Raw genomic sequence first — 19647 nt, 5'->3', positions numbered from 1 at the left:
ATTTATTGAGTATAATTAGTCAAATACCATAATGTTACCCTGATGTTATTAATTAAGCATCAATCGATTTACATCTCTCTTATAAGATAAGCTAGCGTTATTTCGAACTATACTAGCTTACACTTTTATAATCTTCCATCTACCAATGTCCTATCTAAACATGCTTTTGTGTCAAAAATAACACAGTTGTTGTTACTTATTTTCTGAAAGTCGAAAGTCAAAAATTCCTGATGTGCCACAGCAACAATAATAGCGTCGTACGTAGGAACTTCGGTTAGAGAACTTTTAATGTTGATATTATATTCTCTTTTGACTTCTGATGGGTCAGCTATAGGATCGTATATATCTATCTGTAATCCAAATTGTTTTAATCCAGAATAAATATCTACAATTCTGGTATTTCTTACATCTGGGCAATCTTCTTTAAAGGTAATTCCCATGATGAGTGCTTTTGCTCCTTTGATTTTTTGATCTTTCTGTATCATCAGCTTTACGACCTTGTCGGCTACAAAATTGCCCATGTTATCATTTACCCTGCGACCAGAAAGGATCACTTGGGGATGATAGCCTAATGCTTGTGCTTTATGGGCTAGATAATACGGATCTACCCCTATACAGTGTCCGCCAACCAAACCTGGTTTGTATTTTAAAAAGTTCCATTTGGTAGCTGCAGCCTCGATCACATCATTTGTATCGATGCCAATTCGATCAAAAATGAGGGCTAGTTCGTTAACGAAAGAAATGTTAACATCTCTTTGGGCATTTTCAATGGCTTTTGAAGCTTCTGCTACTTTTATACTTGGCGCTTTATGGGTACCTGCGGTAATAATTGATCCGTATAGATCATCTACATATTGCGCAATTTCGGGTGTTGAACCCGATGTTACTTTTTTGATCTTAGTTAGGGTATTAACTTTATCGCCAGGATTGATCCTTTCTGGGGAATATCCGCAATAAAAATCCTGGTTAAATTTTAGGCCCGAGTATTTTTCTAATATAGGAACACATTCTTCTTCTGTACAGCCTGGATATACGGTTGATTCATAGATGACAATATCATTTGGTTTTAAAATACTGGCCAACATCTTTGATGCACCGAGCAAGGGCGTTAAATCCGGAGATTTGAACTCATCTATGGGAGTAGGAACGGTGACGATAAATACATTATAATCAGCCAAATCAGTTTTGGAATAAGAAAAGGATAGTCCATTTGCCCCCGTTTTTCTGGCAGAAATCACATCGTTTAATGTAGCTAGATCGGCTTCCTGTGTACGATCTTTGCCTTCATTAAGCTCATTAATACGTTCTTCATCAATATCAAAGCCCAGAACGTCGTAATTTTTGGCAAATGCTATGGCCAGCGGAAGGCCAACATAACCCAAACCAATTACTGCAATTTTTGAATTTTTTATAGTTAACATAGTATTATTTAGCATTTTTTGCTATCCACTCTAAAGCAGATTTGTGTGTGGTAAATATTTTAATAGTAAAAGAAGTGTTTAAATGTTTGTTTACAGCGAGTGCGTTAAGTTTGGCAAATTCATTTTGAGAAATAATTCGTACAAAATGTGATAGATGCGTTTTATATAGTAAGGGGAAGCCATATTTTACAAGCCATTTGATGCAGTTAATACCCGAACCAACGGCCTGTGTTTCGTCGCTGATCACTTTTGAACACTGATGTGTTTTCATGGCTTCATATATTTGATAAAAGTTCTTCTTTTGGTTTGAACTATCAAAATAACCTACCCATTTAACAAGAAGGCATTGGTGGTCGGTATCAAAATGGATATTAATCTCATTCTTGATATTGTGCGGTATTCCCTTTTTGTGGATAGGTTTGAATGTCGAAAAATTACTTAGCGGAAATAGCATAAAGTAGTTTGTTCCCTCATTTCTGTGGTTTTCCATCCAAAAGCTTCCGTTGTGTTGGGTGCATAGCTGAGAAATTTTTGAAAGCTTTTTATGGTTATTGGTTGGCTTGCCGTTGATGAGCGAGGCATGGATGTTAGCAAGTACTTCTTTTGCTATGGCTTTTCCAAAACTATTTATCTTGATATAGAGATGGCCATTTTTTACCGTGATGTTAATTTTAACTTCATTTGTGGCTATAGAATGCTTTATGGCTTTAAGTGCCAATTCCTTTATACAGAATTTGATTCCTTCCTTATTACCATAAAACAAAACGTCACTGCATTGGATAGCCAATCGTTGTCCGTGACTTTCTTTGACAATCTCTTGCTTAATTTCGTTAAGAAGATTTTCAAAATGGAAATGTTCTAGCTGGTGTACACGGGGATGATCGGTGCTGTCGCTAACAATGGTATTTAGTTTTGAGATGATCTCGTCAAGATTTTTCGCGGATTTGTTGATGTAGGAAACGTATTCTTTAAAATCGTCCAACTTGATATCTTCATCCAGTAGATTGGTTAGTCCTATTAAATTGGCAAGAGGCTTGCGGATGGCATGGGAATTAAACATCGAAACTTCTTTCAATTGGTTGATCTTCTTTGAGAGCGTTTTTCTGGTGGCGAATTTTTTGGTGATGTCTTGGAAGTGAACAATAATATCCTCTCCAGCCGAGTACAGGTAAAACTCAAACCATTTTTGCGTTGGCCAGAAATAGTCCCTGAACTGTACAGTTTTACGGCTTTTCAAGATATCCTGCCATTTTCTGTAAAATTCAATGTGGTTCATTTCCGTAATCACATCAAACAGGTTTTTGTTTAATATCTGTTCCTGGCTGTACCCGGTTAACCTTTCTGCGGCAAGATTCCAATACATAATTTTCCAGTTAAAATCTAATTGGATAAACCCTATAGAGAAAGCCTCAATGGCCTGCAATGCGGCACTCTGGTTAAGTTGGGGCTGGGCCAGTTCAATAGAATGCTTATGATTTTGTCTTTGGACGGATAGCATAGGTTCGCAATGTAAGTTCATGTGGGTCATTGTGGAGATCGTTAAAGCCGCCGCAGATTACTTTTTGCTAATCTATTAAATTAACCATGTAGATTTATTTGGGGATTGGTATATTGCTTTTTAATGTAAATAAACTGCGAAGTTTGCCGATCGATGCCTTTGGTTTACAATTAACGTCATTGCATATCTTTAAATTTAATGTGCTTAGCTAAAGCAATACATTTGATTTATGCTCGACAAGTTTAGATCTTATGTTTCAAGGCTTGATTTTCAACCCTCGTGGTTGATATTTTGTATTGATTTTCTCGTATTTTTTTTCTCCTCAGCAGTTGTATTTGTCTTTCAGCGTGAATTGTCCATTAATGCGCTTCATGTCACTTACATCAGCGTTATTGAATTTGTAGTTTTTGGGATAGTAGCCTTATTTCTGACCAAGAGTTACCATTATGTAATTCGCCATATCAGTTATACCTATATCTATAGTATTTTAAGATGTATAGGATTACAGATTTTACTGCTCTATGTAGCCGATAATTTGTGGTTGTACCTGAAGTTTAGGGATGATAGCGCTTTTAGCTATAATCTGCTAAGCGCCATGATCTCTTTGGTTGTGCTGGTGGTTTATCGCTATGTTATCCGTTTCTTATTCTTTTTGTCTAGTAAAAGCCGTAAAGCGGTCAGGATTGGGGTTTTTGGAGCAGGTTCTTCTGGTGTTTTATTATTGGATCTTTTAGGTAAAAATAAGTTCTATCATGCAGATGTGAAGGTTTATTTTGATGATAGCAAAAAGAGAATCGGTAAGAAGATCAATCATATTCCAATTGTTGATGCTGATGACATGGCCCGCTATATTAAAACCTTGGAGCTTGACGAGATCATCATTTCTCCTAATGTTGTGTCTTTGGAAAGAAAAGAACAGTTGCTGAATGTAGCCAATAAAGCAGGAGTGGTACTGAAGGTACTGGCAGATAAAAAATTATGGCTGACAGATCACAATACAAGCACCAAGCTGAACAATATCGATATTACAGACTTGTTGGGAAGGGACCCGATTAAAATCAACAATGACCAAATCCAATCCTTATTGAAAAACAAAAGTGTTTTGGTAACGGGTGCGGCAGGTTCAATTGGGAGCGAGTTATGTAGGCAGATTGTTAAAAATGGCCCTGTACACCTCATCTTGCTAGACCAGGCCGAGTCGGCCTTATATGAACTGGATCTCGATCTAAAAAAAATGAATAGTAAGGTGATTATAACGCCTATACTATGTGATATTTCGAATGAGCAGCGCTTAAAAATTGTTTTTGAGACTTATGATGTAGATATCATATTTCATGCAGCGGCCTATAAGCATGTGCCCATGCAAGAGCAGCATCCATATGAGGCATTTAAATGCAATATCGAAGGCACCTATTTGCTGGCAAATTTGGCCATGCAGCATGTAGTGGAAAAGTTCATTATGGTATCTACAGACAAGGCCGTAAATCCAACAAATATTATGGGGGCTACCAAGAGGACAGCAGAAATGTACATCCAATCCTGTAACCAGTCGCCTTTAAGAACAAATGATATCCAGTTTATTACCACTCGTTTTGGCAATGTGTTGGGTTCTAACGGATCGGTGGTGCCATTGTTTAAAAAACAAATCGAAAATGGAGGACCTGTTACCGTTACACATCCAGATGTGATTAGGTACTTTATGACAATAAGCGAGGCCTGTAATCTGGTTTTGGAAGCCGCTACGATGGGTAAAGGTGGGGAGATATTTGTTTTTGACATGGGACAACCGGTCAAAATAGTTGATTTGGCAAACAATATGATTAGGTTGAGTGGAAGAGAACCTGATAAAGATATTAAAATAGAATTTACAGGTTTAAGAGAGGGAGAGAAATTATATGAGGAATTGTTGGCAGATGCAGAAATCTGTCGACAAACCTATCATCCATTGATCAAGGTGGCCAATGTGAGACCACATGACTACCAATATATTACCACGCATTTTACAAAAATATTTTCACACATGAATGCCAACGAAGAATTGGAAATGGTGCGGCAGCTGAAGTTGTTGGTACCTGAGTTCAAAAGTATGCATTCTCGATTTTCTGAGCTTGATGAATTATTGATCAGAGATGATCTGATTGATGAATTTAATAATGCTGTTCACTCATAACAGCCAATTTAATGCAAATCAAAAACTTTTTAGTATAGCTTTTTCCCAATTATGTATAAAAATAAAATCTCGTTTTTGCCCATCTTACTGTGTTTAACCGGTATAATGTTGTTGGCGTCCTGTATATCCAATAAACGCATTGCTTATCTACAAAAAGATAAGAACGATCTTTCTCTTGGTGAAGATTCAATGATCCGATATAATATTCCGGTCTATAGGCTGCAGTATAATGATATTGTAGATGTACAGATCAAAACTTCAATTCCAGAGATGAATGCTGTTTTTGGATTAAAAAATCCAGATGAAATAACAAATCTAGGTAACCAAACCGGTACGTTGCAGTCTGGAGGGGATGCCTATTACATGACAGGTTATACCCTAAATCAGGAAGGTGAAATCAAATTGCCCTTCATCGGAAAACTGAAAGTGGGCGGGCTTACGCTGGAAGAAGCAGAGCATGTCATTACGAAAAGGTTAGGTGCTTATTTCAACAAAGTGTCTGATGATAATCTGTATGTTAAAATCAGGCTGGGGGGAATTAGATTCAGCACTTTTGGAGAATTTAAAAAGCCTGGCAGATATGTGGTTTTGCAAGAGCGCTTAACCATTTTTGAAGCCATAGCCAATTCTGGGGATATGACCATTGAAGCTAAAAGAAGCAAGGTGATTTTGTTGAGGCAATATCCCGATGGCACTAAGATCCATGTGCTTAATCTTAACAAAAGAGACATTATCAAGTCACCATATTACTTTATACAACCAAACGATCAGTTGTACGCCGAGCCAATGAAAATACGTGAATTTGGAGCTGGTTCAAATACCGGACAGACTTTCCAGATTTTGGTAACGATCTTAAGTGCTGCGGCTTTAATTGTAGGACTGACGAAATAACATGAAAGCAGAAAATATACATACCCTATCTAAACAAAAAGAACGCACGGACGAGAATAGCGATATCAAGAAACTGTTTATTGATGTATTGAAAGTATGGCCCGTTATTGTGGCTTTTGTCATTATTAATCTCGGTATAGCCTATGTCACCATCAAAAGAACCAATCCTACTTATCAGGTAAAGGCTACACTCGAAATCAAACAAGATAAAAATGCAGAATCTATAGACCTGTTTCAAAATATTGGAATAAAGGTTCCCAATAGTATTGATAACGAAATTGCCATATTGAATTCCTTTACATTGGCTTTTAATGCGGTAAAGGGACTGGACTTTAATGTAGAATATTTCAAAAAAGATTTTTGGAAACATTATGAAGTCTATCATACGCTGCCTTATGTTGTAGAAGTAGATTGGAACCACCGACAGCTTTTGGGGGGAGAGCTAGAGGTTCAGTTTATAGATAAAGATAGGTTTTCATTAAATATTGCTAACGAATCCTTATGGCTTTATGATCCTAAAACGAAGGATAAAAAAATTGCACTGGATTTAAAAAAACTAAATGTAGTAGGAAATTATCGATTAAATGAATGGATTGAGGGTAAGAACTATAGGTTTAAAGTGATACAAATAGAGCCAAAAACCAATGGAAGTTTAGAGTTTTCCTTTAGGTTGAGATCTGATTTTGACCTTGCCGAGTTTTACAGTAAAAAAATGAAGGTAGAACTCCTTAAAAAGGAATCTTCTATTCTTTCTATAGGTCTAGAGAGCCAAATGGTAGAAAAAGACAAGGCCTATATCAACAAACTCATCGAGGTATACCAGAATAGAGAACTGAAGGTAAAGAACCAAACTTCTATTAATACCGCAGCATTCATTAAAGAACAACTCAAGAGCATTACCGACTCGATGGTGTTTTTTGAAGATAAACTACAGAAATACCGCACTAAAAATGAAAGCTTCAACTTAAAGGAGCAAGGAAATGTGGTGTACTCCCGCTTGTCAACATTACAGGATAACAGCGCTGCCATTGGCCTTAAAATAAAGTATTATCAAAGTACATTAGCTTATTTAGAGCAGGATAAAGTGAGCCAGTTGGTGGTGCCGTCGTCCATTGGGATAGAAGAAACCATTTTGGAAAAGCTTATTCCAGAGCTGCTTGAAGACCAGAATAAGCGGGAAAGATTAAGGCAGGTCCTTTCTCCTCAAAATCAGGCTTTAAAAGACCTTGAATTTAAATATGTGACCTTATTGGCCACTGTTCGAGAGAACTTAAAGAGATCTTTAAATGTAGCTAAACTCTCTCTACAGGATGTGAACAAAAGGATAGCTGAACTAGGGGGAGAATTAGATATGCTGCCACAGGTAGAAAGAAACCTATTGAGCATTCAACGTCAATTTACGATTAGCGAAAACATTTATACCTATTTACTTCAGAAACGCTCCGAAGCTGAGATAACCAGCGCCAGTAACGTACCTTCCAGCCAAATCCTAGATCTTTCTAGGCAGGTTGGAGGTATGTTATCGCCTATATCTAGCAGAAATTACATTATAGCTTTTTGTTTGGGGATTTTGATTCCCGTACTCATTATTTTCGTTAGAAACTCTTTCGATAATAAAATATATGATGTCAAATTGCTTGAAAAGAGGGTGCTGGCACCTTTGGTAGGTATTGTTTTCCGCAATTTTGGTAAAGAAGGTAGTAATGTAGTACTCAATTCTCCGAGAGCTTTCATCAGTGAAAATTTTAGGAGCATACGTGCAAGTACACAATTTCTTCATGAAAGAGAAGATAGTTTGGTCATCTCTTTCACGAGTGGAAAGGCTGGCGAAGGGAAAACCTTTTGTTCTATAAATACAGCAGCTATTTATTCCTTGAGTGGTAAAAAGACCATTTTGGTAGGCATGGACCTTAGAATGCCCAGAATAGCAGAGCATTTCGATCTGCCAAATGACGTAGGAGTAAGTAATTATCTGATAGGTAACGGAGTGTTAAAGGATATGATCAAACCATCTGGATCGCAAAACCTTGATGTTTTACTTTCGGGGCCTCTACCTCCCAACCCGGCAGAGCTTATTGTGCGCCCTACTTTTCTAGAAATGATCAAAGAACTGAGAGCAATATATGATGTGATTATTCTAGATTGTCCACCAGCTGGCTTTGTATCTGAAACTATAGATATTTTCAAGGTGGCAGATATCAATTTCTATATTTTCAGGCACCTGAATTCGGAATGGAATTCCATTGATTATCTGAATAGCTTGATTGAAAAGGGATTGATTAAAAAGGCTTATGTGATTTATAATGATATGGAAGTGGTTTTTAACAAACAATATGGCTATGGTTATCATGCCGCAATTGAAAAGCAGACCATGTCAAAAAAGATGTCTAATTGGTTGACAAGGAAATAGGCGTAATGAAGGTAGGATTGGAAAAACGGCTTTTTTATTTCAGGTTTTTTAAGGCATATCTTAAAAAGAGAGTGTTTTTCATCATTATACTAAACATGCTTGTGGGCCTATTAGATGGCCTTGGACTAAGCATGTTTCTCCCCCTGCTACAGATGGCCGATGGAGAAGATGTGATCAACAAAGGCGGTATAGGCAAGTTTAACATCTTTATAGATTGGCTGGCGAAGCAAGGTTTAGTAGTAGACCTAAAATTAGTGCTGTTGTTGATCTCTACTTTTTTTATCCTAAAGGGAGTTGCCTATTATTTTAAAGGAGCCTATCAGGTCACTACGCAACAATACTTTATTAAAAAAATTAGGTTAAAAGGCATTCGGGCTTTAAGTGAGATGAGCTATGAGCACTTTACGGTTTCGGACAGCGGTAGGATACAGAATACACTGACTACCGAGATTGAACGTATGGGTAAAGCAGTTCAATCTTATTTTCAGTCTTTTCAGCATCTTATCTTAATTATTATATATGTTCTATTTGCCTTTTCATTGAACTGGAAATTTGCTTTAATGGTATGTGCAGGTGGATTGGTCATTGATGTTCTATACGGTAAGATCTATAAAAAAACTAAAGGGGTTTCGCGCCAACTTACAGATGGAAACAGCTTATTTCAGGGATTGATTACCAGTTATATTTCTTCTTATAAATATTTGAAGGCTACGGGAACGATTGGCAAATATCAATCTAAATTAAATGCACAAACTACAGAGATTGAACTTAACAATAGTAAAATAGGAATCATGTCTGTTTTTCTAAGTGCTTCGAGAGAGCCTTTGAGCATTGTGGTTTTGAGTATTGTGATCATGCTTCAGGTGACACTATTAAATGCCCCTTTCGCTACGATTTTAGTCAGTCTTCTTTTCTTTTACCGAGCCCTGTCCTCCCTTATGCAATACCAAACTACCTGGAATTCATTTTTGAGCGTAGCAGGCTCATTGGAGAATACCGAACAGCTGATTGGTGATTTTGAAAATAATAGGGAGATAAACAGAGGAATAAGCTTCTCGGGTTTAAAATACAATATTGTTTTAGATCAGGTTGGCTATATGTATCCACAGCGGGAGGTATTACATAATATTTCTTTTTCCATTAGAAAAAATGAATGCATAGCCATTGTTGGTCCGAGTGGAAGTGGAAAGTCTACACTGGTGAATATTATTACAGGTTTGTTGAAACCAGTGCCAGGAGAGGTTAGGGTAGATGGAATTAGCCTTAAGGAACTGGATCTGGCAACTTTCCAGCAGCGTATTGGTTACATCACCCAAGATGCTGTCATATTCAATGACACGATCTATAATAACATCACCCTCTGGGCAGAGCGGACAAAAGATAACCTCAGGGATTTTTATGATGCCTGTAAGGCCGCTGCAATTTGGGATTTTATAGCGACTGGAGAAAAGGCAGAACTAGAAATACTGGGCATGAACGGGATTAACCTGAGCGGTGGACAAAAACAGCGTATCGCCATGGCAAGGGAATTATTTAAAAAGGTAGACCTCTTGATTATGGACGAAGCTACTTCTGCTATGGATTCTTTTACCGAACAAGAAATACAAGAAAGCATCGAGCTCCTTAAAGGTAAAGTGACCATGATCAGTATTGCACACCGTTTATCTACCATCAAAAATGCAGACAAGATCATTTACCTCAGTGAGGGATCAATGGCCCAGGTAGGGACATTTGATGGGCTTTTTACAGAAAATGAAAATTTTAAGAAGATGGTTGCCTTACAAACAATCAGTTAGCAGATAAATAAGATAAAAACAAATGGTTAGAATAATTGAATTTCCTAAAGTGATGGACCCAAGGGGAAACTTGACCTTTCTCCAGAACCCAAACTGCATTCCATTTGAGATCCAAAGGGTATTTTGGACTTATGACGTACCGGGGGGCGAACGTAGGGGCGGACATGCTTATAAACACCAAGAAGAGGTGATTGTTGCCCTAAGTGGGAGTTTTGATGTGGTGATTACCCATATTGATGGTACCACAGATAGGTACCACCTTAATCGGTCTTACTATGGTCTGTATTTACCACCGCTTACTTGGCGACACACAGAAAATTTCTCGACCAATTCATTAAGCCTGCACCTCTCTAGTCTGCAATACCAGGCAGAAGATTATATCCGTGATCAAAATTTGATTTCAACTTATTAATCATATGAAAATTAAAACTGTTTTTGATTGTTCGCTGATTTATCTGAACCAACTGGGGGATAGAAACGGCCATATTACAGCTATTAATAACAATAAAGATATTCCTTTTCCGGTCAAGCGTGTTTTTTATCTGTATGATATACCTGGTGGAGAGTCTCGTGGAGCACATGCCCATAAAGACTGTCATCAGTTTTTGGTGGCGGCAAGCGGTGCTTATGAAGTGCTTTTAAATGACGGTAAAACACAACGTCAGGTCATGCTGAACAGGCCAAATATGGGACTGCATATTCCGCCGGGAATATGGGCATCAGAGATTAATTTCTCAAGCGGATCAATCTGTCTGGTGATGGCCTCTCATGCCTACGATGAACAAGACTACATTAGGGATTATGAAGAATACTTAAAATATAAAGCATGATGATACATCCATTAGCTGATGTGAAAAGTACACAGATAGGAACGAATACGCGGGTATGGCAATTTTCAGTCATTATGGAAGATGTAGTGATTGGCGAAAACTGTAATATCAACTGTCATACTTTTATAGAAAGTGGGGTAAGGTTAGGAAATAATGTTACCGTAAAATCAGGCGCTTATTTGTGGACAGGTCTGCAGGTAGCCGATAATGTGTTTATTGGGCCCAACGTGACCTTTACAAATGACAAATATCCACGCTCTAAGCAATATCCAGAAGAATTTCAAAATACAATACTCCATAGAAACTCATCATTGGGTGCAGGTGCCATCATATTGGGAGGAACTATCATTGGCGAATATGCACTGGTTGCCGCAGGCTCGGTAGTGACCAAAAATGTACCGGCCAGGGCGATGGTAATGGGTAACCCTGCCAGAATTGTAGGCTGGGTAAATCAGACTGGCAGTAAAATGAAACAGGCAGGAGATAAATACCTGGATGAAGAAAATAGGGAGTGGACTATAGTAAATAATGAATTGATCTTAATATGAAGATACCATTTTTAAATTTCAAAGTTCAGCATGACCTGCTAAGAGAGGAACTATTTAATTCTTTCCAGCAGGTATATGATAGTAATTGGTACATTATGGGCAAGCATTTAACTGTTTTTGAGGCAGAATATGCAAGTTTTAATCAAGTGGACCATACCATCGGTGTAAGCAATGGGCTTGATGCGCTGTACCTTTCGTTGAAAGCATTGGGCATAGGCGAGGGCGATGAGGTGATCGTTCCCTCAAATACTTATATTGCTACAGCGCTTGCCGTTTCTTATACAGGAGCAACTCCGGTTTTTGCAGAACCCAATCCGCAGACTTATAACATCAGCCCAGAAAATATTGTTAAGGCCATAACTTCTAAAACAAAAGCGATTATGCCTGTTCATCTATATGGGCAAGCTTGTGAAATGGAAGCCATAATGGACATTGCAAAAGCCCTTAGGCTATTTGTGGTGGAAGACAATGCACAGGGCCACGGCGCTACCTTTAAGGGAAGAATGACAGGAAGCTTTGGCCATTTAAACGGAGTAAGTTTTTATCCGGGCAAAAATCTTGGTGCCTTGGGTGATGCCGGGGCAATCACCACTAATGATGCACAATTGGTGGAAAAGGTGAAATGTTTGCGTAACTACGGATCGAAAGTAAAGTACATAAATGAAGAGATTGGCCATAATATGAGGCTTGATGAGCTTCAGGCGGCATTTCTATCGGTCAAACTAAAATATTTAATGCCCTTTACCAGTCAACGTCAGCAAATAGCCGAATGGTATAATAGAGAATTATCAGGCGTAGGAGACATTGTCCTACCTCATGTACATACCGAAGCAAGTCATGTATACCACCTGTATGTAATTCGTACTGCTCATAGAGATAAATTACAGCAATATTTAAATGATAATGGTATTGGCACCTTAATCCATTATCCTATTCCTCCACATTTGCAGAAAGCTTATGCCAATTTAGGTCATGTTAAAGGCGATTTTCCTATAGCTGAAGAACTCGCCGACACCAGTCTGAGTATTCCTATGTGGCCAGGTATGACAGAGGAAGAGGTAAAAATAGTAACCCATACCATCAGTAGGTTTTTTAATGAAAAGTGAAGCATATAAAGGCATTTTTAAAACAACTGCTCTTTTTGGTGGAGTTCAGGTCTTTAAGATATTGATCAATATCATTAGATCTAAGTTCATTGCAGTATTACTCGGACCAGCAGGAATGGGTATCAATGCCTTATTGACGGGTACTTTAGGGATGGTAGGCGCATTAACAAATTTTGGATTATCTACAAGTGCGGTAAAAAATGTGGCAGCGGCCAATGCAACAGGTGTTGATGAACAGGTTTCGTTGGTTGTCGCCGTATTTAGAAAATGGGTATGGATTACCGGCTTGCTGGGTTTCGTTACCACATTAATCCTGTCTCCATGGTTAAGTGAACTTACATTTGGCAACAAAGACTATACGCTGGGTTTTGCCCTGCTTTCTATAACCCTCTTAATCACCCAGATCAGTGCAGGACAAGGAGTGGTGTTGCGCGGAATGAGAAAGGTGAAATATATGGCCCAATCTGATATGATAGGCGCTGTTATTGGTTTGATCATATCGATACCCTTATATTACTTTTTTGCCAATAGGGGTATTGTACCTGCAATTATGATTACGGCCGTTACCGGCTTACTGTTGACCTGGTATTTTGCCAAGAAAGTAAAAGTTAAAAGAATTAAAGTAGATCTACAGTCTGTTTGGCGGGAAGGTAAAGGAATGCTCATTATGGGCTTTATGTTGAGCCTTACTGGTCTGATCACCATGGGTACAGCTTATGTGCTAAGGATTTTTATTACCAGAACGGGGTCTATTGAAGATGTAGGATTGTATAATGCAGGATTTGCTATTATTAATTCTTATGTAGGCCTTATTTTTACTGCTTTGTCAGCCGATTATTATCCAAGACTTTCTGCCGTGTCGCACGATCGTATCGAGGCCACAAAAGAAATTAATAAACAAGCAGAAACAGGAATATTACTCATAGCTCCTATTATATGCTTTTTCTTAGTCTCAGTTAAATGGCTGGTGGTCTTATTGTATTCTCATAAATTTTCTCCCATTAATGATATGATGCTCTGGTTGGCCTTGGGCATGTTCTTTAAGGCAAGCTCTTGGGCAGTTGCTTTTTTGGTTTTGGCTAAGGGCGACTCTAAGGTTTTCTTCTGGAATGAACTGGTGGCAAACCTATATATATTGGCACTAAATGTAGCTGGTTATTATTTCTGGGGCTTAACGGGATTAGGGGTTTCTTTTCTTGCCGGCTACTTCTTGTATTTGGTACATATTACGGTACTTACAAAAAAACTGTATGGCTTTTCATTTGATCGATTCTTCATCCTGATTTTTATGGTTCAGTTAACCATTGGTTTAATGTGCTTTTCATCAGCCTTGTTGATCAAAGGTCTTTGGGTCTACCCCATAGGTGCTGTACTTTTTATTTGCTCTGCAGCATTCTCCCTTTACGAAATAGATAAGCGTTTGGGCTTAAAACAGCTGATTAAACAGTTTAAGGCCAAAAAAGAACAAAAAAAGAACAGAAAGCTCACATCTACGCATTCAATAGAAGTATTGGAAACAAAACAGGAAGTAAAGAAAGGGGTGAACCATGACACGTAGAAAGAAGAATAAGAAATTGAAGGTATTCCATGGATTTTCTAACTATGGAACACAGGCGGGGTTATTTGCGCTAGAATTGCGCAATGCAGGAATTGATGCGATTTCGGTGACCAAATACGATAAATTTAAAAGACAAACAGATATAGAACTGCTCCATGGAGGCAATTTTATCTCCAAGCTATTTAAGCATGCTTGGAACTGCATCAGGCTTCCTTACTGGTTCTTTAAATATAATACTTTTCACTTTTACTTTGGGAGTACGCTTGTTTCTGGGCAGTGGGATTTACCGCTGTACCAACTGTTTAAGAAAAAGCTGGTATTTGAATATCTAGGTGGTGATGTTACCGATTATGCTACAGTAGTAAAAAGATACAATCTGCCCAGTACCCATCGATTTGCAAGGACAAACAAAGAAGTGGATGAAGATAAAAAGAACAGAATTCGTGAGCACCATAAATATGGAGATATTCAGTTGGTTTGTGCACCGTGCTACGCTGAATATGTACCTGGTTCTAAAGTGCTCCCACTGGGTGTTGATCTGTCTAAATTTTCTTACGTAGATAAAGATTTTAGCGGAAAGCTGATCATAATGCATGCCCCAACAGATATGGAGTTTAAAGGTTCAGTATACATTTTGGACGCTTTAAATCAATTGGTAGCACAAGGTTATCCCATTGAAATCAACCTGGTTAAAAATGTAACTCATAACGAGCTAATAGTAGAATATAGCCGATCGCATATTTTTATAGACCAGATCTCAATAGGATGGTATGGAACGGCTGCGGTTGAAGCGATGGCCACAGGTTGTCCAACGGCCTGTTTTATTGATGAGCTATATCTGCAATATATAGATTTTGCCTCCGAAATTCCTATCATAAACATTAGCAAAGAGCATGTTTACCAATCCATTAAAAACCTGATAGACGATCGCGAAAAACTTAAATCGATCAGCTTAAAGTCTAGGAAATTTGTAGAGAACATACACGATATCAAGACCGTAACCCGTCAATTAATCCACATTTATCATGCGCTTTAAGTTTTCCATAGATATAGATGGTGCTGCGGTGCAGCTTGATAATGGCATTAAGGTCGTTATGAAAGGGGCGCTTTTTTATAAAAATGTAAAATATACAGTGTCCAATATGGCTGATCTGATAGAAGGTCTGGCATTTGAAGAGATCAAAAACCGATTAAACACTTCTATTCTTTTGGAAGCGACTGGAAGGTTCCTGATGGTTATTGAAGCAGGAGATTCTATATTGGTGGTAGGTGATATTATACGAAGTTACCCTTTGTTTTATCAAATAGATGGGAATAACTGCAGTTTGGCAGATCGTATAGATAAGATAGAGGGCAATCTTGAGATTGACCAAGAAAGGTTGGAGGAGTATGTTGTTGCTGGTTTTGTTTATGGCAATGCCACCTTATACAAGGGAATATTCGGTTTACAAGCGGGCGAAATGATAACTATTTCGAAAGCCGTAGTAACAGCCGAAAGATACTTTGAATATAAACCATCGGCCAAGGAAGTAAAGCCTCTTGATTTTGCAACGTCATTTAATCGAATAATGACTTCCGTATTTGAACGGATCCTGCAATGTAAAACCAACCCTAATGCCTCTTGGATAGTACCGCTTAGCGGTGGACACGACTCTCGGATTGTGGTCAACTATTTGTATCTGCTCGGCGTAAAAAATGTGATTTGCTTTTCATACGGAATAGCAGGTAATGCCCAGTCTGCAGTTAGCAAGCGTGTGGCCGAAGCGCTGGGCTATGAATGGCACTTTGTAGAATACAATGAGCAAAAATGGAAAAGCTTACACGACAGGGGGCTTATCAATCAATATGTCGATGTTGCCGCTAATGGTGTTTCCACCCCACATCTTCAAGATTTTTTGGCTGTTTATGAACTAAAATCGAAGGGGATAATCAGTGCTGGAGATATTTTTTTACCGGGGCATACGCTTGACTTTATTTCGGGTAATCATTTAAAAGATGAAGACCTGTTGTGCAACAATAAGGAATCTGGAGTAAGGGTAGCTTTTGAAAGACATAGTTTACTTAAAAACGAAATGCCCCAATCATTGAAGCATATTAGTAGAATTTACCGCCAGGCAAATGTAGAGCCAACCCAATTTCAGGAATATTTTAACTGGCAAGAACGGCAGGCAAAATTTATTGTAAATAGCGTCAGAACCTATGAGTTTTTTGGATTTGAGAGCGGTCTTCCGTTCTGGGACCGTACCATTGTTGAGTTTTGGTTATCACTTAACCCATTATACCGTAAAGGAAGAAATTTATTCTTGTCTACTGAAAGAAAAGGTATTCTGGTACCTGAGCTAATGGGTATACCATTTGAAGACGAGCTTAGGCCTAAGAAAACTAAGCATAAGCCGAAAAACTGGTTAAGTAACCTTATTCCTAGCGGTTTAATACCCATACTTCTACGGCTCGCCAAAAGAAAAGCAAAATTTAACGAAGGGCTTAACCAGATATATGCTTTGAGTGCCTCTAGTGTAAGTGAACTCATTGGACCATTGAAGAATTTTCCACAATCAACACAACCCTATATCTATCCATACCTGAAAAGATTCCCTTATCAGATGAATTATCATTTACTGTCGTGTTTATACGCAATTAGAATACAACTTAACAAGATACAAAAGAAAAGATACTAGGATGATCCTTAACAATACTAAACAGATGAAAATAACGATTATTGCCGGTGCCCGTCCCAATTTTATGAAAATAGCGCCTATTATTCACGCTATTCAAAAGGCCGAAAGAGCTGGAAGTAATATTGGCTATCGGTTGGTTCACACTGGGCAGCATTATGATGAAAAAATGAGTAATACATTTTTTCAGGAACTGAATATTCCTGAACCTGATGCTCATTTGGGAGGTGGGGGAGGTACACAGGCAGAGCAGACTGCATCCATTATGATTGCCTTTGAAAGGGAATTGATGGCCAATCCGGTAGACCTTGTATTGGTAGTTGGTGATGTAACGTCTACACTGGCCTGCGCTATAGTGGCGAAAAAACTAAATACTAAAGTGGCCCACGTAGAAGCAGGCATCCGTTCTTTCGACCTAAGCATGCCCGAGGAAATTAACCGTATGGTTACCGATAGTATTACCGATTATTTTTTTACTACCTCCATTTGGGCCGGCAATAATTTGAAAAATAATGGAATTGCTGACGATAAGATATTTTTTGTAGGCAATGTTATGATAGATACCTTATTAAAGAACGAAGGTAGATTTGTTCAACCTGCCCTTTGGAATGAATTAGGGCTTACGACTGGTGATTATCTGGTGATGACCTTGCATAGGCCGGGTAATGTAGATGAGGAACAAAAATTTAAAGATTTGCTCACGGCAATTATCATGGGATCAAATGGGAAGCCATTGCTGTTTCCTGTGCATCCCAGAACGAGAAATATTATTGAAAATATAGGAATTGATCTTACGCAAATTCCCAACCTGCACTTATCTACCCCAATGGGCTATTTAGAATTTAACTACTTGGTTAAGCACGCCATGGCAGTAATTACCGATTCGGGGGGTATTACAGAGGAAACGACTGTATTGGGCGTGCCATGCATGACATTAAGGGATAATACAGAAAGACCAGAAACGTGTGAAGTGGGCACAAACGAACTGGTGGGAACAGATCCGAATAGGGTTGGCCCTGCAATGGAAAAACTTTTCAATGGTCGATGGAAAAGTGGAGGTATACCAGAAAAATGGGATGGAAAGGCTGCTGAGCGTATTGTGGAGGAGTTATTGAAATTATAATGGAAGCGAAAAAAATATTAATTGTTAGCCGTACTTTCTATCCTGAAAATACACCTAGGGCGTTTAGGACTACTGAACTGGCGAAACAGCTTTCAGCTACAGGGCACGAAGTTACCGTGATTACACCAAGGAAAGGAACTTTGCACGATGAGTTTGAAAAACAGCACCGAATTAGCATTAAAGATTTGGGTACACCTACTTGGAAACAAATTAAGGTTTCAGGTTCGGGTATTAAAAGATTAATGCTTAGGATACAGGCCAGACTGTTTAATCTATTGTTTATGTACCCTGATATCCAGACCATGTTCTTGGTGAACAAGGCGCTAAGAAAGGAAAAAAACACTTACGATCTGCTTTTATCTATCGCCGCTCCGCATCCGGTACATTGGGGAACCGCTTGGGCCAATAAAAAGGGTAATCCTATAGCCAAAAAATGGATAGCTGATTGCGGAGATCCTTTTATGGGGGGTGAAAATGATACTTTTAAAAGGCTGTTTTATTTTAAATACTTCGAAAAATGGTTCTGCCGCAAAGCAAATTTCATTACCGTACCAATAGCCGACTCTATAACAGCTTATTATCCGGAGTTTAGACATAAAATAAGGGTAATTCCTCAAGGTTTTAGGTTTGAGGACGTTAAAATTGTCGATCAGGTATCAAAGAACAAAGTGCCTACTTTTGCTTATGCAGGTACACTAATCCCAAAAATCAGGGATCCACATGAGTTTTTTGAATTCATCAGTCATATAGAATCCGATTATAAATTTATTGTTTACACCAATAATCCAGATCACGTTAGAAAATATCAAGAGCAATCAAATGGCAGAATTGAACTCAAGCCTTTTTTACCTCGCTTAGCCCTATTGACCGAGCTGCAGCAGATGGATTTTGTGGTTAATTTCGAGAACATTGGACCTAAACAATCGCCAAGTAAACTGATAGACTATGCTATTATTAATAAGCCCATCCTATCGGTTAAAACATTTGGTTTTGATAATAGACCATTCTTGGAATTTCTAAACGGTAACTATGATGGTCAGCTCCATATACCCGATCCTGATCAGTATAGGATAGAAAATGTATGCAATAAGTTCATTAACCTAATTTAAATAGCAATGTATAAGCAATTTAGAGAGAATATATTTATTTGGGTGATTTTTCTTCTATCGCCCATCATATCTCTTTTTGTCGCTTTTAGGAATTATAGGGCGCCTTGGGTTAAAAATGTAGCTTGGGCTTTCATCATATTTTATGGGGTTAATTTTTTTATCTACGATGAGTTGATGGATGCAAATAGATATGCAGAAAAGTTAAAAAACCTACATGAGACGGAAATTACTACAGATAACTTTTTGGATCTGTTCTTTTCTGATGAAGAGAGCAGCTACCTAGATTTTGCAGCACCTGTAACCACCTTTCTTATTTCCCGGTTTACCGATAATTATGCTGTACTTTTTGGTGCTTACGCGCTTATTTTTGGATTTTTCTACTCACGAAATATCTGGTTTCTATTAGATCTGTCTCTTATACACATCTGACGCTGCCGACGATCGAGCCGAAAAGGGGGGGGGGGGGGGGGGGGGGGGGGGGGGGGGGGGGGGGGGGGGGGGGGGGGGGGGGG

The 19647-nt window shown here is 38.5% G+C and carries 16 protein-coding genes; 14 read left to right on the top strand and 2 right to left on the bottom strand.

All coding sequences use genetic code 11. From position 1 onward, the window contains the following. Positions 1 to 125 precede the first annotated feature (125 nt). Both JHD79_RS02785 and JHD79_RS02780 read right to left on the bottom strand, forming a co-directional pair. The gene (locus tag JHD79_RS02785; RefSeq protein ID WP_199117597.1) at positions 126 to 1421 is read right to left on the bottom strand and encodes a nucleotide sugar dehydrogenase; all 1296 of its coding nucleotides are present in this window, start codon (positions 1419 to 1421) and stop codon (positions 126 to 128) included. 4 nt (positions 1422 to 1425) lie between these two features. Then, complete coding sequence (locus JHD79_RS02780; protein WP_233164534.1) at positions 1426 to 2949, bottom strand: PAS domain-containing protein; 1524 nt, start codon at positions 2947 to 2949, stop codon at positions 1426 to 1428. 199 nt (positions 2950 to 3148) lie between these two features. Here JHD79_RS02780 and JHD79_RS02775 point away from each other — a divergent pair, with 199 nt between their 5' ends. From JHD79_RS02775 to JHD79_RS02710, 14 genes are all read left to right on the top strand, one after another. Beyond that, the gene (locus tag JHD79_RS02775; protein ID WP_233164533.1) at positions 3149 to 5089 is read left to right on the top strand and encodes a nucleoside-diphosphate sugar epimerase/dehydratase; all 1941 of its coding nucleotides are present in this window, start codon (positions 3149 to 3151) and stop codon (positions 5087 to 5089) included. A gap of 51 nt (positions 5090 to 5140) precedes the next feature. Then, entirely contained in the window at positions 5141 to 5980 is an 840-nt protein-coding gene (locus tag JHD79_RS02770) for a polysaccharide biosynthesis/export family protein (protein ID WP_233164532.1), read from the top strand. Between the two features lies 1 nt (position 5981). Next, a complete protein-coding gene (locus tag JHD79_RS02765; protein ID WP_199117589.1) occupies positions 5982 to 8390 on the top strand; it encodes a polysaccharide biosynthesis tyrosine autokinase in 2409 nt (802 codons plus the stop codon). 95 nt (positions 8391 to 8485) lie between these two features. After that, positions 8486 to 10186 (top strand): ABC transporter ATP-binding protein, encoded by a 1701-nt coding sequence (locus JHD79_RS02760; RefSeq protein WP_199117587.1) that lies wholly within the window; start codon positions 8486 to 8488, stop codon positions 10184 to 10186. Positions 10187 to 10208: 22 nt separating this feature from the next. Continuing rightward, on the top strand, positions 10209 to 10598 hold the full coding sequence (locus JHD79_RS02755; RefSeq protein WP_199117586.1) for an FdtA/QdtA family cupin domain-containing protein: 390 nt from the start codon (positions 10209 to 10211) through the stop codon (positions 10596 to 10598). Between the two features lie 4 nt (positions 10599 to 10602). After that, positions 10603 to 11016, top strand: coding sequence for an FdtA/QdtA family cupin domain-containing protein (locus tag JHD79_RS02750; protein WP_199117584.1), 414 nt, complete (start codon positions 10603 to 10605; stop codon positions 11014 to 11016). Further along, entirely contained in the window at positions 11013 to 11564 is a 552-nt protein-coding gene (locus tag JHD79_RS02745; RefSeq protein ID WP_199117582.1) for an acyltransferase, read from the top strand. Before JHD79_RS02750 ends, JHD79_RS02745 begins: the two co-directional genes overlap by 4 nt. Further along, positions 11561 to 12670 carry a DegT/DnrJ/EryC1/StrS aminotransferase family protein gene (locus JHD79_RS02740; protein ID WP_199117580.1) on the top strand — a complete coding sequence of 370 codons (1110 nt, stop codon included), beginning with the start codon at positions 11561 to 11563 and terminating at the stop codon, positions 12668 to 12670. Before JHD79_RS02745 ends, JHD79_RS02740 begins: the two co-directional genes overlap by 4 nt. Next, positions 12660 to 14228, top strand: coding sequence for an oligosaccharide flippase family protein (locus JHD79_RS02735; protein WP_199117578.1), 1569 nt, complete (start codon positions 12660 to 12662; stop codon positions 14226 to 14228). The genes JHD79_RS02740 and JHD79_RS02735 overlap by 11 nt, the downstream gene beginning before the upstream one ends. Then, positions 14218 to 15264 carry a glycosyltransferase gene (locus JHD79_RS02730; RefSeq protein ID WP_199117576.1) on the top strand — a complete coding sequence of 349 codons (1047 nt, stop codon included), beginning with the start codon at positions 14218 to 14220 and terminating at the stop codon, positions 15262 to 15264. Before JHD79_RS02735 ends, JHD79_RS02730 begins: the two co-directional genes overlap by 11 nt. Beyond that, complete coding sequence (locus tag JHD79_RS02725) at positions 15254 to 16906, top strand: asparagine synthase C-terminal domain-containing protein (RefSeq protein WP_199117574.1); 1653 nt, start codon at positions 15254 to 15256, stop codon at positions 16904 to 16906. The genes JHD79_RS02730 and JHD79_RS02725 overlap by 11 nt, the downstream gene beginning before the upstream one ends. 25 nt (positions 16907 to 16931) lie before the next feature. Next, positions 16932 to 18026, top strand: coding sequence for a non-hydrolyzing UDP-N-acetylglucosamine 2-epimerase (gene wecB / locus JHD79_RS02720; protein WP_199117573.1), 1095 nt, complete (start codon positions 16932 to 16934; stop codon positions 18024 to 18026). Next, positions 18026 to 19135 carry a glycosyltransferase gene (locus JHD79_RS02715; protein WP_199117572.1) on the top strand — a complete coding sequence of 370 codons (1110 nt, stop codon included), beginning with the start codon at positions 18026 to 18028 and terminating at the stop codon, positions 19133 to 19135. Before wecB ends, JHD79_RS02715 begins: the two co-directional genes overlap by 1 nt. Before the next feature lie 6 nt (positions 19136 to 19141). Further along, positions 19142 to 19564 (top strand): hypothetical protein, encoded by a 423-nt coding sequence (locus tag JHD79_RS02710; protein WP_199117570.1) that lies wholly within the window; start codon positions 19142 to 19144, stop codon positions 19562 to 19564. Positions 19565 to 19647: the final 83 nt, after the last annotated feature.

The organism is Pedobacter sp. ASV28 (genome assembly GCF_016428855.1).
Classification (GTDB): Bacteria; Bacteroidota; Bacteroidia; order Sphingobacteriales; family Sphingobacteriaceae; genus Pedobacter.
The sequence above is the reverse complement of the archived record's forward strand: the minus strand, read 5'-3'. Positions and strand labels throughout refer to the sequence as shown.

Coding starts and splice junctions, on each gene's coding strand:
- JHD79_RS02730 (WP_199117576.1), top strand. CDS start 14,218: ATGACACGTAGAAAGAAGAATAAGAAATTGAAGGTATTCCATGGATTT.
- JHD79_RS02775 (WP_233164533.1), top strand. CDS start 3,149: ATGCTCGACAAGTTTAGATCTTATGTTTCAAGGCTTGATTTTCAACCC.
- JHD79_RS02725 (WP_199117574.1), top strand. CDS start 15,254: ATGCGCTTTAAGTTTTCCATAGATATAGATGGTGCTGCGGTGCAGCTT.
- JHD79_RS02785 (WP_199117597.1), bottom strand. CDS start 1,421: ATGTTAACTATAAAAAATTCAAAAATTGCAGTAATTGGTTTGGGTTAT.
- JHD79_RS02760 (WP_199117587.1), top strand. CDS start 8,486: ATGCTTGTGGGCCTATTAGATGGCCTTGGACTAAGCATGTTTCTCCCC.
- JHD79_RS02765 (WP_199117589.1), top strand. CDS start 5,982: ATGAAAGCAGAAAATATACATACCCTATCTAAACAAAAAGAACGCACG.
- JHD79_RS02780 (WP_233164534.1), bottom strand. CDS start 2,949: ATGACCCACATGAACTTACATTGCGAACCTATGCTATCCGTCCAAAGA.
- JHD79_RS02740 (WP_199117580.1), top strand. CDS start 11,561: ATGAAGATACCATTTTTAAATTTCAAAGTTCAGCATGACCTGCTAAGA.
- wecB (WP_199117573.1), top strand. CDS start 16,932: ATGAAAATAACGATTATTGCCGGTGCCCGTCCCAATTTTATGAAAATA.
- JHD79_RS02770 (WP_233164532.1), top strand. CDS start 5,141: ATGTATAAAAATAAAATCTCGTTTTTGCCCATCTTACTGTGTTTAACC.
- JHD79_RS02735 (WP_199117578.1), top strand. CDS start 12,660: ATGAAAAGTGAAGCATATAAAGGCATTTTTAAAACAACTGCTCTTTTT.
- JHD79_RS02715 (WP_199117572.1), top strand. CDS start 18,026: ATGGAAGCGAAAAAAATATTAATTGTTAGCCGTACTTTCTATCCTGAA.
- JHD79_RS02755 (WP_199117586.1), top strand. CDS start 10,209: ATGGTTAGAATAATTGAATTTCCTAAAGTGATGGACCCAAGGGGAAAC.
- JHD79_RS02750 (WP_199117584.1), top strand. CDS start 10,603: ATGAAAATTAAAACTGTTTTTGATTGTTCGCTGATTTATCTGAACCAA.
- JHD79_RS02745 (WP_199117582.1), top strand. CDS start 11,013: ATGATGATACATCCATTAGCTGATGTGAAAAGTACACAGATAGGAACG.
- JHD79_RS02710 (WP_199117570.1), top strand. CDS start 19,142: ATGTATAAGCAATTTAGAGAGAATATATTTATTTGGGTGATTTTTCTT.